The organism is Ureibacillus sp. FSL K6-0165, from assembly GCF_038004285.1.
Taxonomy (GTDB): domain Bacteria; phylum Bacillota; class Bacilli; order Bacillales_A; family Planococcaceae; genus Ureibacillus; species Ureibacillus thermosphaericus.
The window spans coordinates 80,966-96,544 of the sequence record NZ_JBBOQS010000002.1 but is presented as its reverse complement, the minus strand read 5'-3'; the positions used below and the strand labels follow the sequence as shown (position 1 = coordinate 96,544).

Below are 15,579 nucleotides of genomic sequence, written 5' to 3'. Positions count from 1 at the left end.
CTCTCGTTCAATCTATGTAAGAACGAGTAGTAATAACACATGCAAAAGAGCGATTTTTTTACTCTAAATTTGTAATATAATCTCTTAACGTGTCTAGGTCTAACGGTCCTAAAATCTGTTTTTCAATTTCGCCTTTTGTATTAATCATGAATGTGGAAGGAATTGTGTATATTTTATATGTTAAATTTAATCCTTCTTCTTCCATTAGGAGAATTGGAAATGTTAAATCATAGCTTTTCACGAAGTTTTCAACATTGGTTAAATTATCGTTAAAAGTAAGATTCACTGCAACAATTTCCACATTATCTTTCTTTGCATATTTCTTATAATATTCTTGGAAATAAGGCATTTCGTCTTTACAAGGTGGACACCAAGATGCCCAAAAATTTAATATCACTTTTTTTCCTTTTAAATCAGAAAGAGTCATTGTATTCCCATCTAAAGTTTTTAAAGTAAAATCCGGTGCAGGCTTTCCTAACCCAACACTTTGGGGGCTGTCGGATTTCACTTCATACCCTGGAATATTATCATCAAGGGTATTTTTATTTATATCCAATTTTTTATTGATAAACGTAGTAACTGCAATAACTACTAATGCTATTATGAGCAATGCACTTATCACTTTCTTCTTGTTGTTCATTCAATCCCTCCAAAATACTTCAAATGAACCCCATCCACTTATAGAATAACATAAATTTAGCAGAGTACATCTGGAGAATCTATGTCAAGATGATGAAAACCATAACTGAATAGCTATAAAAATAAATGGCTGCATAGAAAACAATACTTTCTATGCAGCCTTTATACTTTCATTATAGTGAAATATAGCGAAGTGGGTTTTGGACGCCGGCAGTTTGTCCTCTCCAAGTACCGATATGAACTTCAAAATGCAAGTGAGGACCTGTGGAACGACCAGTGGAGCCCATTTCAGCAATTTGTTGCCCTTGTTTCACGACATCCCCAACACTTACATTAAAGGATCTTAGATGAGCATATAGTGTTGTATAGATTTCACCGTTAATATTGTGAGTAATCATCACAACATTTCCGTAAGTACTCAGTGATGAAGCATATGTCACAACTCCGTCAGCAGATGCTACAATTGGCGTTCCTGCACTATTTGCTAAGTCAATTCCATAGTGGAACTCAGGACCATAACCAAGATTTCGCCAACCATAACCACTTGTTAAAACACCGTTAGTCGGTTTCATAAATCCGCTATCTGAAACTGGTAAATTACCTGCAGATTGAGCTTTACTTAATTGTTGTCTTTGGATTTCTGCTATTTGTTCTTGCAGTTCTTTACTGATTTCGAGATACTCGGAATATTGTTTTTCTAATAATTTTTTCTCGTTTAATAGTTTTTGTTGTTCTTGTTCGAGTTCATCAATCAATCTATTTTTTTCTTGTTTTTGAGAAGTTAAAGATGCTTTTAAATTTTCTAGTTTTGATTGTTGTTCTTCAAGTTTACGTTTCGTATTTTCAAGAACTAATTTTTGTTCTTCTAGTTTCTGTTGGTCATTTTTTTGATCACGAATAATTTGTCGATCCGCTTCAATTAATGTATTGACCGCTGAAAAACGATCAATAAAATCAACGAAGCTGTTTGAACCTAACAAAACATCTAAGAAAGTGACAGAACCATTTGCTTGAAGAGCACGTGCCCGTTCTTCCAACAATGCATTTCGCTCATCAATCTTTTTCTGAAGCTCTTCAATTTCTTCTTCTAAAGCTTCAATTTTTTCATTTGCTTGTCCAATCTCTTTTTCTACTTGTTTAATTTCTTCATTTGTTTTCGAAATTTGATTCACAAGCTGATCAATTTGAGCTAACAATTGTTCTTGTTTGGATTGATTTGATTTAATTTCATTGGATTTTTGATGAATTTGTGCATTCAATTGCTTTTTCTGTTGCTCTACTTGACTTTGTTTATTTTTTAAATCCGACAAATTCGCTGCATATGTAACTGGTATCTGTATGAATAATAGTACAGCTACTAGAGCAGCAAATAATTTGAAGTGGTGTTTTACATAGTTCCCCATCAAATGGTTCCTCCTTCAGCTTAATAGACTTTCAGGAATTTTCGTACAGACATGAAGCTACCCCAAACTCCTATAAAGATACCAAGCGCTAAAATTATTAAATTCACTTGATAGATTAGAGGAGTTACTTCTAATAGTTGTAACATTTTGCCATGAATTTTTGGGCTCAATTTGTGGTAAAGGTTATAGTAAACGACAGATACGACAATCATTGGAATTATTGATCCAAATAAACCAAGCCACAATCCTTCAAATAAAAATGGAGTTCGTACAAAAGAGCTTGTTGCACCTACAAGTTTCATAATTTCTATCTCATCACGACGAGCAATGATCGTAATGCGAATTGTATTGTAGATTAAGAAAATCGCCGTAAATAAAAGACCTAAAATTAATACGAGGCCAATATTGCGACCAGTATTTAGGAAATTAAATAAATTTTCAACTTTTTCTTCTCCGTAAATGACATCATATGTATGGTCAAACTTTTCGATTTTCTTCGCAAGACTCGCTGTTTGTTCCGGCTCTTTTGCCTTTACATATAATACGTTTCTTAATGGATTGCTTTGTTCATATAAGCTAAAATCTTCACCATAGTTTTCTATTAAAATCTGTAATTCATCTTCTTTTGAAGAGTATTTTACTTCTGCAACATCCGGTAAACTTTGCACTTGGCGAATCAACTTATCTTCTGCAATCTTCATTTCTTCAGGATCGTTAATAATATCAATCAAAACGCGAATTTCTACATCATTCTCAATATTGTCTGCAAAATTATTTAAATTCATCATCACCAATGCAAAAATACCAACTAACAAAAGGGTTACAGTAACTGCACTGATGGAAGCGATCGACATCCAACCGTTACGGCTCAAACTTTTCAAACTTTCTCGAAAATGACGTTGGAGGGTTCTATATTTCATAACCATATTCACCTCCGAAAACGTCTCTTACAATCATACCACCTTCAATTGCAATCACTCGCTTGCGAATTTGATTGACAATTTCTCGGTTGTGAGTTGCCATGACAACGGTCGTTCCCATCGTATTAATTTCTTCGAAGATCCTCATAATCTCCCAAGAGTTTTCCGGGTCAAGGTTTCCTGTAGGCTCGTCCGCAATCACAACTTTTGGCATATTCACAATGGATCGAGCAATCGAAACTCGTTGCTGTTCTCCCCCGGATAATTCGCTTGGAAACATGCGAACTTTATGTTTTAGCCCTACCAGTTCCAACACTTCCATAACCCGTTTACGAATCACTTTTGGATGTTCTTCAATTACTTCCATTGCAAAGGCAACGTTTTCGTAAACAGTTAATTTTGGAAGCAATTTAAAGTCTTGGAACACAATACCAAGCTGCCTTCTAAAGTGAGGAACTTCCTTTCGCTTTAATTTTGATGTATTGACGCCATTTATGATGACTTCTCCAGAAGTAGGTACTTCTTCACGATACATAAGTTTAATGAATGTCGATTTCCCAGCCCCTGAGGGACCGACAACATAAACAAATTCACCTTGCTTTATATCTACAGAAATACCGTTTACAGCTACTACACCATTCGGGTATTTTTTGTAAACTTCTTTCATATGTATCATTAATTTTCACCTAAGTTCTATCTATAGTAAATTCACCAATTAATATTATATCACTTTATAGAACGCATAATTTTACATTTTCGTTTCATTCCTCAACAAAACTCACCAATTTCCTAATAAACTAGCAAAAAAAAAAGCAAGCACCAGAAAATTTAATTCAATAATCAATAAAAAAAATCCTTCTATTTTCAAAAAAATATTAATAATTTATCGAATAGATTTCATATGTTCGATCTTTTTCGAGAAATTTTTTAAGAAGAAATTGTTTCATTACTTTTTGAAAAAAATATTTGCTTACTCTTAAAATTTTATAAATGAGCAATTCATTTTTTTACATTCCATTTTGTGTTTTCCTCCCCTATAAGCTATAGGTAGACTAAATAAAAAAGGGCTAAGAACCCTTGAAACTTTAGGATTCTTAGCTATTGTAGTTATTAAAATCACGAGAAATATTGTATATCAAGGTTTGAACCATGTTTACTTAGGTTTTTATATTAAAAATGAAAATGAATATTTGATTTCAGGACAAGTTTGGGCTGACTTTTGGGTTAAAATACTGATGAGCATGTATATGGTAATAGGTGAGTTGAACACCTTCAGTATGAATTTATAATTTTAAAATGCGTTATCCCCACTTAATTAGAGATATAAATAAGCGAATAATAACCATCTTCATCCGGTATCGAATTTTCAAATGAATATCCGACCGATTCAAAACATTTTAAGCAAGCAATGTTATCTGTCTCAATGTTTGCAATCCATTTTTTAATAGATTGAGTTGATGGTAAAGACATTACTTTTTTTACTAAGGCTTTACCATATCCTTTGCCACGCAAAATCGGGTTAATTACAAGCGCTATATAACCAACATAATTTGATTCTTGCTCTACCATGACGATTCCAATAGGTTGTTTATTTTCATCTAGTGCCGTCCACACTTGGTAATCTTCTTTACTTGCGACATAATTATACCACTCGGATAGCGGTTGCATGCCTTCCAAACGACGTTGAACTTCTGCATCTTCAAACCATCCTTTAATCGTTACAATATCACTCTCTCTAAAAACTTTCAGCTCTGTTATACTCAATTTATTTCTACTCTCCTATCATTTATATTTTTGAGCTCGTAACCTATATATTTCAGCATATTGTCCCCCATTACTTATCAATTTCTCATGGGTACCAGTCTATTTTTTTCACTTCAAAATCGAAGGATTTCTTTTGTTTCCTATTTGAACTTACTTTTATTAAATCCATAAACATTCTGTTAGGGCTTATGATAAAAAAGGCCAGGAACCCTGAAAATATCAGGATTCCCCGCCTATCGTTGTATATCGAATGATGATGCTTCCTGTGCGGGATTCACCAGTCATTTTTAATACAGGAGCATTTTCGATAATCTTATCAAAATGCACTGTCTTCGTAAGGAATTGATCTTCTACTATACGTGTCATCACATCAGATAGACCAAGATCTACTTTCCCTACATTTGTTGCTGCAGATCCGTTAATGGAAACCGTTTTTGGAACATATAGCTCCACTGCCCCTGCAACGGTTTGTGCCTTCACTTTTCGAGCATTTTTATCATTTGTTGTCACAATAACTGCTCCGTTCACTGATTCCGCTTCTACTTCTCGAAGCTCTCCATCTACATAAATGCGGCCATTCACTGTTTGAACTTCTAAATCTTCACCTTTTACGCGAACAATTTCAATGGCACCATTTCCGGATTGCACATCGGCATTTTCAAATTGTCCATCCATATATTTTATTGAGCCATTATAAGTTCGTATTTTCACAAGTTTAGCATTTAACTCATTGATGGAAACGCCGCCATTCAGTAGTTTCATTAACACAATATCGTATTCTTTCTCAGGAATCATGATCCGTATATTTACTTGCGTTAATTTAGATGAGCATTTTAACTCTAGTTTCCCATCTTCAAATTTTACAAACTCCCGTTCAAATGCAGCAATTGTTTTCTCTTCATCATTTTCAACCATAAATGTTTTGACTTTCGCAACGACTTTCAATTCATTTGATTCAGATCTTAAAGCTTCCACTTTCCCATTTGGAATTTCAATTTGAATTCCTCTCACTTCATTACCATTAAAGGAATATTGCTTTTCAAAATCGATTTTTGTATTGTTCAATGGGAAATCTAAGTCAAAATCTTTCAGCTTTTTAAACGTTGTCCCTAATACGCCCATTAAACGACTTGAAAATTCGGTCAAATCTTCTTTGATTTCGTTCATGAACTCGTCCATCTTTTTATTAAATTCTTTATTGTTAAAGTTTTTCCCAAAAATATCTTCAAATCCAGTTGTTTTTTGGAAATGATCAGTAGTAGATTGCTGTTGAGATTGGTGACTTTGTTCTTCATTGGAAAGTGGTAATGAAACTGCGCTGGATTGAGATTGAGTTTGTGCTGATGATTCTTGTTTTTTATTTAACGCTTCAAGTAAAGTGATGGCTTCTTCCGCAGAGATGGCACCTTCTTCAACTAATTTAATAATCCGCTTACGTTCATTATCCATAATTACTGCCTCCCTCTATGTTCTATACCATTTATACGTTAGAATTCCCAAAAAAGTTTCTTTTTTCATCAAGTTTTATTTTGGAATGCATGACGATATGATGAACGATTTTGAGAGGCATTATTCTATGAAATTTTGAAATTTTCTAGTGAAGTTTTGTCTGCGGGTTTTCCGCTTACTTCAATAGAAGGTGATATTATTATTGAATTCGAATCATGAAATTGCGCTCCTGAAAAACTACACTTGTAGATTCTGCTTTTGAGACCTTGTCAGTTATTGCTACTTCGTTGTTAAAAAATTGGCCACTTTCCCAAAGATATTGGCCTACCAGAAAAAATGCTTCTTCTGCTTTTGCTATATTAGCACTATTCCCGTAAGTTATTAGCCACTTTTGCTTCTATTTCGGCCAATGGCACAACGATATTAGCCATTCATCATCTAGTAATTGAAGCAAAATATGGAATTTTTTTCAGTACCATGCAAACTGGAATTGCAATGATTATGCCAATTCCATTTTGTACAAGATCGCCTGGAATAGAAGCTAGCGGCATTATGAAACTTGAAAACATAATCGCTTCACCGATGTAATATACCCCCACCATCACTGGAATGGATACAATCGTTGCAATGATATTTTTAGCAATGCTATCTCCACGGCTTCCATTTGACCAAGCAATTTTTCCAACAATATACCCTTGTAAAGCTCTAGATATAATTGTAATTGGAGCCCAAACAAGCCATCCGCCAACGAGATCAAATAGCCCCATGCCGACAGCACCCGCAATTGCACCTTTTTTTGGACCAAATAAGATAGAAGCAATAAATAGCATTGCAGTTCCTAAATGTACTAGACCTCCATTCGATGCAATGGGCAACTTAATATTCAAAAATATCGTAGAAATGAAAACTAATGCAACCAACATTGCTTGAATGACTAAATCGGTCGTTTTTCCACGTTGTTTTGAAAGAGTATTTGTCTTCTGCATTTTTTCAACCCCTCTGATGTAATAAAATTTATCATTACATTAGCAGAAGATTGGCACCTATAAAAGTGTCAATTATTATAAAAACTACAAGGTCAGTTTGATTTGCAAGTATTTTTATGCAAGCGTCGTTTTCGGTTTTGATTATTTGATTCAAAGAAAAATGCACTTACTTAATAAGACGTTTGTCAACGTTACATTCACATTTACCAAACGAAATCGAGTAGGAGGGAGCGATTAACTCCCGTCCTCTCACACCACCGTACGTACGGTTCCGTATACGGCGGTTCAATTAAGATAATTGACGCAAGTTTTCATAACGAGCTTCAAGACTTTCCAACCCTTGGTTTCTCCAATAGGAGTTACCAAGGGTTCTGTGTAATATTGGACTATTTGAAATACGCCAATAACTCTTCCGAGTATTTCCCCATTCATACGCTTGCCATTGTGGTACGCCAAGCTGAATAAGGTTGCGTATCTTTGTTTTCGGTTTCTTCCAGTTCTTCCATAGACACATTCGAAGTCTTCTACGAATCCATTTATCTAATTCAAGGAATATAGATTTGGTGTCTGCTAACGCAAAATATCCACACCATCCCATTAGATATTGATTCAGTTTCTGAATGCGGTATTCCATCGGGTAGGGCATCTTGCGTGATGTGATTTCACGAACTTTATTCTTCATTCGTTTAAGGCTTTCTTTTGCGATACGAACCTTTGGCTCTTTATGATAGGTATAGCTAAATCCTAGAAACTTACGTTTCCATGGACGGTCGACCGCTGATTTCTTTTCATTTACTTTCAGTCGTAGTTTTCCTTCAATGAATCGTTGAATGCTTGCCATTGTGCGAAGTCCTGCTCGTTTACTTTTCACGTAAATGTTACAGTCATCCGCATATCGAACGAATTTGTGTCCTCTTCTTTCCAATTCTTTATCTAGTTCATCTAGTACAATGTTAGATAGTAGCGGACTTAATGGTCCTCCTTGTGGAGTTCCTTCTAATGTGCTTGACACCACACCATTAATCATGACTCCCGATTGTAAATACTTACGAATCAATTTCAGTAATGGTTTATCTTGGATTCTCTTCGCGAGTGTACCCATTAATCTGTCATGGTTGACCTTATCAAAGAATTTCTCCAAGTCCATATCTACAACCCATCGATGTCCATCTCTTATATATTCTTTCGCTTTCCTCACCGCATCATGGGCACTTCGGTTTGGTCTAAATCCGTAGCTGTTTTCAGAGAATGTAGGGTCATACACTTTTGAAAGTACTTGGGCGATTGCTTGTTGAATCAAACGGTCTGTTACGGTAGGGATTCCTAGTAAACGAACACCGCCGTCAGGTTTCGGGATTTCGACTCTGCGGACTGGCATTGGTTCATAAGTTCCCTTGAGAATTGCCTCCTTAATAGATAGCCAGTTTTCGACTATGTGCTGTCGTAGGTTTTGTACGGGCATCATATCTACTCCGTGGCTTCCTTTATTCTGTTCTACACGTTTTAGTGCTTGAAGCATGTTCTCCCGTGACAGGATTTGATTCAAAAGCATCGTTATTCTCCTTCCGTGAATAGCTGTTCTCTTTATGCCAGTGGTCACTCCACCCTCCAAGAGGTCCCCCACGGGATTCACCGCTTCCTTCCTCAAGTGAGGTACTACGTTTTCTGTGTTCATCATGACTCACTGAATGCCAAGGGCTATTCTCTCTTAATTGTTCGGTCCTTCTTAGTAGTTCTAAACCAACTAATACTATGACCTCTGCTGACTTCTGACGGTTCAGCTACTTATCACTAAGTAGGTTATGAAGAGTACTTCACATATCCGCCAGACCTCCCCGGGTAAGTACATGCACTTTCACACCATCTATCCGCCTCATTTACTCGATATGACCTTCGACAGAAAGAGCTTTGTTTTGTTTTGCAAACTCACTCAATCATACCTAGCCTTATATGAGGTTCGTGTTCCTCGGACCGGTGTTTTGCCTCCAGCTTCCTTCAGATTCCGCGTCACCACGGACACCCTTGCTCTTGGCTAACCTCTACTTCTGTCTTCGGGGTTCGGGACTTACACCCTATAGTTCATGTACATGCCGGGCGCACAATCAAAACCACCCGTGTGAACGGGTGGTTTGTTCTGCGGCTAGAAGCCTTTATTACTGGCCAACCCCTAAAGGGGCATCGAATGGTTCGCCAACTGCACTACTTTTCCAGCTGACCCTTAAAGGGTCTCTTTTATTTTTTCCTAGGTTTTCGCTTTATCTCTTCACCTGTAAATGGATCGATGAATTCTTCCATACTGAGTTGATCTGCAATGATATCATCTTGTATTTGATTTCGAATATATTCTTCAATTACCTTTTTATTTCTACCTACCGTATCCACATAAAATCCTCTACACCAAAATTTTCTGTTTCCATATCGATACTTTAAATGGGCATGTCGATCGAATATCATCAAACTACTTTTTCCTTTTAAATATCCCACGAATGATGAAACACTTAATTTTGGTGGGATACTGACCAACATATGTATGTGGTCTTTGCATGCGGTAGCTTCAATTATTTCTACGCCTTTTCTTTCACATAGTTGTCTTAATATTTGTCCAATATCTTTCTTTATCTTTCCATAAATTATCTGTCTTCTATATTTTGGTGCAAATACAATGTGATACTTACAATTCCACTTGGTATGTGCTAAACTATTTGTGTCAGAAGACATAATAGGTCCCTCCTTGGTACTAAAATTTGGTTGGCGAACCGAAATTTATTTTAGCATCAAGTGGGATCTTTTTTAATACCTCGCTGTAAGCTATACGGAACCCCCTGCCTAGCAGGGGGTTTTCTTTTTTACACAAAAATAGCAGCTCAAACGTTATTATCGTTTGAGCTGCTTATTCATATCTCGCTTTTTGCTTACTGATCCGCAATTTGCGCCAATAATTGTTCCATTCTTTTACGATCTCTCTCTAAAATAGGCTTTAAATATTGACCTGTATAGGAATTTTCATGGGCTGCAACCTCCTCAGGTGTACCAGTTGCTACGACTGTGCCCCCTTTATCTCCGCCTTCTGGACCTAGATCGATAATATAGTCTACTGTTTTTATTACATCTAAATTATGCTCAATCACAAGAACCGTATCTCCATTATCAACAAGGCGCTGCAATACTGTTAAAAGCCTTGCAATATCATCTGCATGAAGACCTGTTGTTGGCTCATCTAAAATGTAGAAGGATTTACCTGTCGAACGACGATGCAATTCAGAAGCTAGCTTCACCCGTTGTGCTTCTCCTCCTGACATCGTTGTCGCAGGTTGTCCTAATTTCATATAACCTAGCCCAACATCTACAAGTGTTTGCAACTTTCGATGGATTTTTGGAATATTTTCGAAAAATACTGTTGCTTCTTCAATAGTCATATCTAAAACTTCTGCAATGTTTTTGCCTTTGTATCTTACTTCCAATGTTTCGCGATTATATCGTTTTCCATGGCACACTTCACATGGAACATACACATCTGGTAAAAAGTGCATTTCGATTTTAATAATTCCGTCACCGGAACAAGCTTCACAACGGCCTCCTTTAATGTTGAAGCTAAAACGGCCTTTTTTATAGCCCCGCACTTTCGCCTCATTAGTCGCTGCAAAGACATCACGAATATCATCAAATACGCCTGTATATGTTGCTGGATTGGAGCGAGGTGTACGGCCGATTGGCGACTGATCGATATCAATTACTTTGTCTAAATGTTCGAGTCCCGTAATTTCTTTATGTTTCCCTGGTTTTGTTCTTGCACGGTTTAAATCCTGTGCAAGTTTTTTATATAAAATTTCATTGACTAATGTCGACTTTCCAGAACCTGAGACTCCTGTTACCGCCACAAACATGCCTAATGGAATGTCTACCTTAATATTTTTTAAGTTGTTTTCAGCGGCGCCTTTAATTGTAATTTTTCGACCATCTGGCTTTCTTCGTTCACGAGGAAGAGGGATGAATTTTTTACCGCTCAAATATTGTCCAGTAATGGATTTTTCATTTTTCATCACTTCTTCAGGTGTTCCCGCTGCCACAATTTCTCCACCGCGAGAACCAGCACCAGGGCCGACATCAATTAAATAATCTGCAGCAAGCATTGTATCTTCATCGTGTTCTACAACAAGCAACGTATTACCAATATCGCGCATCGTTCTTAACGTATTAATTAATTTGTCATTATCCCGCTGATGCAAACCAATGGACGGTTCATCCAGCACATATAAGACGCCTGTTAACCGAGAACCGATTTGTGTCGCCAAACGAATGCGTTGCGCTTCACCGCCGGATAATGTTCCTGCTGTGCGGCTTAATGTTAAATATTCCAAGCCGACATTTAGTAAAAATTCTAGACGTTCTTTAATTTCTTTTAAAATTAAGCGGGCAATTTGCATATCTTTTTCTGAAAATTGGATGTTAAGAAAATAATTATAGAGTTCCGCTACAGATAAATTTGTCACTTCCGCAATATTTTTTCCGTCAATCCTTACAGCAAGGCTTTCTTTTTTTAGTCGTTGCCCTTTACATGATGAACATCGCTGCTCATTCATGAATTTCTCCATCGTTTCACGCACCCAATCCGATGAAGAATCTCGATAGCGACGTTCAATATTGTGAACGACTCCTTCAAAGACAATTTCTTTGTTGTGGACGCTGCCATATTCACTTTCATAATGGAAGTGGATTTTTTCATCTTTTGAACCGTATAAAATAATATCCATTTGTTCATCCGACAGTTGGGATACCGGCACATCCATTGGAATGTTGAAATGTTTACATACCGCTTTCAACAATTGTGGATAATATTGGGAACTTGATGATTCCCAAGCAGCTATAGCATTTTCTTCTAATGTTTTATTCCAATCGGGAATCAATAAATCGATATCTACTTTTAATTTGGAACCGAGCCCATCACACTCTGGACATGCCCCAAAAGGACTATTGAATGAAAACATGCGAGGCTCTAATTCCCCAATGGAAAAGCCACATATCGGACAAGCATGATGTTCGCTAAATAATAGTTCCTCATGTTCCATTACATCGACAATCACACGACCATCTGCAAGTTTTAAGGCTGTTTCGAGAGAATCGCTTAATCGTACTTCAATGCCTTCTTTTACAACAATTCGGTCAACGACAACTTCAATATTATGCTTTTTATTTTTATCTAGCTCGATATGATCGTCTAAATCGCGCAATTCTCCATCGATTCGAACACGGACAAATCCTTGCTTTTTCAAATCCTCAATGAGTTTGGCATGAGTCCCTTTTTTCCCGGAGATCACCGGAGCAAGTAGCTGCACTCTAGTTCGCTCCGGATATTCCATAATACGGTCAACCATTTGTTCAATCGTTTGCGATGTAATTTCAATATCATGAGTTGGACAAACAGGCTTCCCAATCCGAGCAAACAATAATCGCAAATAGTCATAGATTTCCGTAACCGTCCCTACAGTTGAACGAGGGTTACGGCTTGTTGTTTTTTGGTCAATGGAAATTGCCGGTGATAAACCTTCAATGGAATCAACATCTGGCTTGTCCATTTGCCCTAAAAATTGACGGGCATAGCTGGATAATGATTCTACATATCGTCGTTGCCCTTCTGCATAAATCGTATCAAAAGCAAGCGATGATTTACCGGAACCTGAAAGCCCTGTCAAGACAACAAGTTGATCCCGCGGTATCGTTACATCAATATTTTTTAAGTTATGTGAACGTGCCCCTCGCACGACAATTTGTTTATTTTCCACACTCGTCACCTTTCTAAATTCAAATGTATTTAGTGCAGCACCTTTTTCACTTAAAGTAGTGAGACTTTTAGCAGTACGGGAAATTCATCTTTCCACTGGCAATTCCAAATTTGTGAAGCTTTTGGCGGTGGTCTGTCACCTTTCTGCTTTTAATTCAAAAATCGTATCTCGCAATTCAGCTGCGCGCTCAAAATCCAATGCTTTCGCGGCCTCTTTCATTTCTTGTTCAAGGGATGCAATCAGTTTATCCAATTCGGATTTCGTTAATTTCTTACCTTTCGTTACTTTTGTAATATATTTTTCTTCTACTTCTGCTGTCTGTGTTGCACGAATAAGTTCAGGAATTTCTTTTCGAATCGTTTTTGGTGTTATACCGTGTTCTTTATTATAAGCTTCTTGAATGGATCGACGACGTTTTGTTTCTTCAATCGCTTTTCTCATCGAATCTGTTATTGTATCCGCGTACATAATGACATGTCCGTTTGCGTTACGTGCTGCTCGTCCTATCGTTTGGATTAAAGATGTTTCCGAACGCAAGAATCCTTCTTTATCGGCATCGAGTATGGCGATTAACGAAACTTCTGGAATATCCAGCCCTTCTCGCAATAAGTTAATGCCAACAAGCACATCAAAGGTACCTTTTCTCAGTTCACGAATGATTTCAATTCGCTCGAGAGTTTTAATTTCAGAGTGAAGATACTCGACTTTAATTCCCATCTCTTTTAAATAATCCGTTAAATCTTCTGCCATCTTTTTCGTTAATGTTGTGACAAGTACTCGCTCATTCTTCTTCGCGCGTTTTTGAATTTCATCCACTAAATCATCAATTTGTCCTTCAATTGGACGAACGTCAATTGTTGGATCAAGAAGCCCAGTTGGTCGAATAATTTGTTCCACCATTTCGGAACAATGCTCTTTCTCGTATGGGCCAGGAGTTGCGGATACATAAATGGCTTGATGAATATGATTTTCAAACTCTTCAAATTTCAACGGACGGTTATCTAATGCTGAAGGCAGACGAAAACCATAATCTACTAATACTTGTTTCCGTGCTTGGTCACCATTATACATTCCCCGAATTTGTGGCAATGTAACGTGACTTTCATCGATTACGATTAAAAAATCATCAGGGAAGTAGTCAAGCAGCGTATACGGAGTTGCCCCTGGCTCACGCAATGTTAAGTGACGGGAATAGTTTTCAATTCCCGAGCAGAAGCCCATCTCACGCATCATTTCCAAGTCATACTTTGTTCGTTGTTCTAAACGTTGTGCTTCTAACAGTTTTCCTTCCGCTCTAAATTTCTCAAGCTGTTCTTCTAGTTCTTTCTCAATGTTTTCAATGGCCTTTTTCATTTTTTCTTCCCGAGTTACGAAGTGGGAAGCAGGATAAATCGCTACGTGGTTTCGTTCTCCTATAATTTCTCCTGTTAATGCATCTACCTCTCGGATACGATCTACTTCATCACCGAAAAATTCGATGCGAATGCAATGCTCATCTCGGGAGGCTGGGAAAATTTCCACAACATCTCCACGTACTCGGAACGTTCCCCGTTGAAAATTCACATCATTTCTTTCATATTGAACATCTACTAGTCGACGGAGCAGCTGGTTACGCTCAATTTCCATTCCTTTACGAATTGATACGACTAACTCGCGATATTCATCTGGATTACCTAAGCCATAGATGCATGAAACCGATGCGACGATGATGACATCTCTTCTTTCGAACAATGCGCTCGTGGCAGAGTGTCGGAGTTTATCGATTTCGTCGTTGATGCTGGCATCCTTTTCGATGTATGTATCCGATTGAGGCACATACGCTTCCGGTTGATAATAGTCGTAGTAACTAACAAAATACTCTACAGCATTATTCGGAAAAAATTGTTTGAATTCGCTATATAATTGACCGGCTAGTGTTTTATTATGGGCAATGACCAACGTCGGTTTATTAACTTCTTTAATGACGTTCGAAATGGTAAAAGTTTTTCCAGTTCCTGTAGCCCCGAGCAACGTTTGATGCTTTTTCCCTTCTCTGATGCCTTGCACAAGCTTTTCAATCGCTTTTGGCTGATCGCCACTCGGCTTATAAGAAGAATGCAGTTCAAAAGTATCGGCCATAGTCAATCGTCCTTTCCCAATATATCGTATGACTATTTTAGCATATCCAATTGTAAATATCATTCATTTTGCGAACGTATATTCTTAAATCGAGTACACTTAGATAGCATTTTTTGGATGTAATTGTGAATATTATGAATCTCACAACGACTATTTTTCTCACAAACGCACAGGACTGATATACTTTTCCACCTATTTCATTAAATATTTCTCCCTGAAATTTATTGATTTCGTATCGAGTAGGGAATACTCTCTAGACAAATAATCTCCACAGCTTTTATTTTTTGTTCCTTTGTATATTGTCGTTGAGAAAAATAAGAATCAAATACAGCTTCACCAATAGCTGCGTATTTTCAAAACTTTCCTTTAAAGTACTTTTTGAATGTATATTGTTTATTTAATATCAATTCCTTTGGATTTTTATAAAAAGACATAATAAAAAGCCCCCTATTAAGTAGAAATGATTTTTCTCTTTCTACTTAATTGGGAGCACTTCATTTTCTGGACAGCAAGCAGTTAA

Annotated in this window: 11 protein-coding genes; all 11 read right to left on the bottom strand. The window is 37.1% G+C overall.

Going from position 1 to position 15,579, the window contains the following annotated elements; genetic code table 11:
* Nucleotides 1-58: 58 nt before the first annotated feature.
* The 11 genes from NST00_RS14130 to uvrB all read right to left on the bottom strand — a co-directional run bounded on the left by NST00_RS14130 (nucleotide 59) and on the right by uvrB (nucleotide 15,059).
* The gene (locus NST00_RS14130; protein WP_016839256.1) at nucleotides 59-640 is read right to left on the bottom strand and encodes a peroxiredoxin family protein; all 582 of its coding nucleotides are present in this window, start codon (nucleotides 638-640) and stop codon (nucleotides 59-61) included.
* Between the two features lie 172 nt (nucleotides 641-812).
* Nucleotides 813-2,042 (bottom strand): murein hydrolase activator EnvC family protein, encoded by a 1,230-nt coding sequence (locus tag NST00_RS14125; RefSeq protein WP_016839255.1) that lies wholly within the window; start codon nucleotides 2,040-2,042, stop codon nucleotides 813-815.
* A 20-nt stretch (nucleotides 2,043-2,062) separates the two neighbouring features.
* Nucleotides 2,063-2,962: a permease-like cell division protein FtsX gene (gene ftsX, locus NST00_RS14120; protein ID WP_026019136.1), complete on the bottom strand. Its 900-nt coding sequence runs from the start codon at nucleotides 2,960-2,962 to the stop codon at nucleotides 2,063-2,065.
* Nucleotides 2,952-3,638 (bottom strand): cell division ATP-binding protein FtsE, encoded by a 687-nt coding sequence (ftsE, locus tag NST00_RS14115; protein WP_016839253.1) that lies wholly within the window; start codon nucleotides 3,636-3,638, stop codon nucleotides 2,952-2,954. The genes ftsX and ftsE overlap by 11 nt, the downstream gene beginning before the upstream one ends.
* Before the next feature lie 635 nt (nucleotides 3,639-4,273).
* Nucleotides 4,274-4,726 carry a GNAT family N-acetyltransferase gene (locus tag NST00_RS14110; protein ID WP_339289020.1) on the bottom strand — a complete coding sequence of 151 codons (453 nt, stop codon included), beginning with the start codon at nucleotides 4,724-4,726 and terminating at the stop codon, nucleotides 4,274-4,276.
* A gap of 219 nt (nucleotides 4,727-4,945) precedes the next feature.
* Nucleotides 4,946-6,175 carry a DUF4097 family beta strand repeat-containing protein gene (locus NST00_RS14105; protein ID WP_340710242.1) on the bottom strand — a complete coding sequence of 410 codons (1,230 nt, stop codon included), beginning with the start codon at nucleotides 6,173-6,175 and terminating at the stop codon, nucleotides 4,946-4,948.
* Nucleotides 6,176-6,609: 434 nt separating this feature from the next.
* Nucleotides 6,610-7,161: an ECF transporter S component gene (locus tag NST00_RS14100; protein ID WP_016839250.1), complete on the bottom strand. Its 552-nt coding sequence runs from the start codon at nucleotides 7,159-7,161 to the stop codon at nucleotides 6,610-6,612.
* A 289-nt stretch (nucleotides 7,162-7,450) separates the two neighbouring features.
* Entirely contained in the window at nucleotides 7,451-8,713 is a 1,263-nt protein-coding gene (gene ltrA, locus NST00_RS14095) for a group II intron reverse transcriptase/maturase (RefSeq protein WP_339289691.1), read from the bottom strand.
* Between the two features lie 680 nt (nucleotides 8,714-9,393).
* Nucleotides 9,394-9,879 (bottom strand): IS200/IS605 family transposase, encoded by a 486-nt coding sequence (gene tnpA, locus NST00_RS14090; protein ID WP_168412743.1) that lies wholly within the window; start codon nucleotides 9,877-9,879, stop codon nucleotides 9,394-9,396.
* 194 nt (nucleotides 9,880-10,073) lie between these two features.
* Nucleotides 10,074-12,941 carry an excinuclease ABC subunit UvrA gene (gene uvrA / locus NST00_RS14085; protein ID WP_016839249.1) on the bottom strand — a complete coding sequence of 956 codons (2,868 nt, stop codon included), beginning with the start codon at nucleotides 12,939-12,941 and terminating at the stop codon, nucleotides 10,074-10,076.
* A gap of 135 nt (nucleotides 12,942-13,076) precedes the next feature.
* The gene (gene uvrB / locus NST00_RS14080) at nucleotides 13,077-15,059 is read right to left on the bottom strand and encodes an excinuclease ABC subunit UvrB (protein WP_016839248.1); all 1,983 of its coding nucleotides are present in this window, start codon (nucleotides 15,057-15,059) and stop codon (nucleotides 13,077-13,079) included.
* Nucleotides 15,060-15,579 lie beyond the last annotated feature (520 nt).

Excerpts from the sequence above, each read along its gene's own strand:
- tnpA (WP_168412743.1), bottom strand. The coding sequence starts at position 9,879 with ATGTCTTCTGACACAAATAGTTTAGCACATACCAAGTGGAATTGTAAG.
- NST00_RS14130 (WP_016839256.1), bottom strand. The coding sequence starts at position 640 with ATGAACAACAAGAAGAAAGTGATAAGTGCATTGCTCATAATAGCATTA.
- ltrA (WP_339289691.1), bottom strand. The coding sequence starts at position 8,713 with ATGCTTTTGAATCAAATCCTGTCACGGGAGAACATGCTTCAAGCACTA.
- NST00_RS14100 (WP_016839250.1), bottom strand. The coding sequence starts at position 7,161 with ATGCAGAAGACAAATACTCTTTCAAAACAACGTGGAAAAACGACCGAT.
- uvrB (WP_016839248.1), bottom strand. The coding sequence starts at position 15,059 with ATGGCCGATACTTTTGAACTGCATTCTTCTTATAAGCCGAGTGGCGAT.
- ftsX (WP_026019136.1), bottom strand. The coding sequence starts at position 2,962 with ATGAAATATAGAACCCTCCAACGTCATTTTCGAGAAAGTTTGAAAAGT.
- NST00_RS14105 (WP_340710242.1), bottom strand. The coding sequence starts at position 6,175 with ATGGATAATGAACGTAAGCGGATTATTAAATTAGTTGAAGAAGGTGCC.
- NST00_RS14125 (WP_016839255.1), bottom strand. The coding sequence starts at position 2,042 with ATGGGGAACTATGTAAAACACCACTTCAAATTATTTGCTGCTCTAGTA.
- ftsE (WP_016839253.1), bottom strand. The coding sequence starts at position 3,638 with ATGATACATATGAAAGAAGTTTACAAAAAATACCCGAATGGTGTAGTA.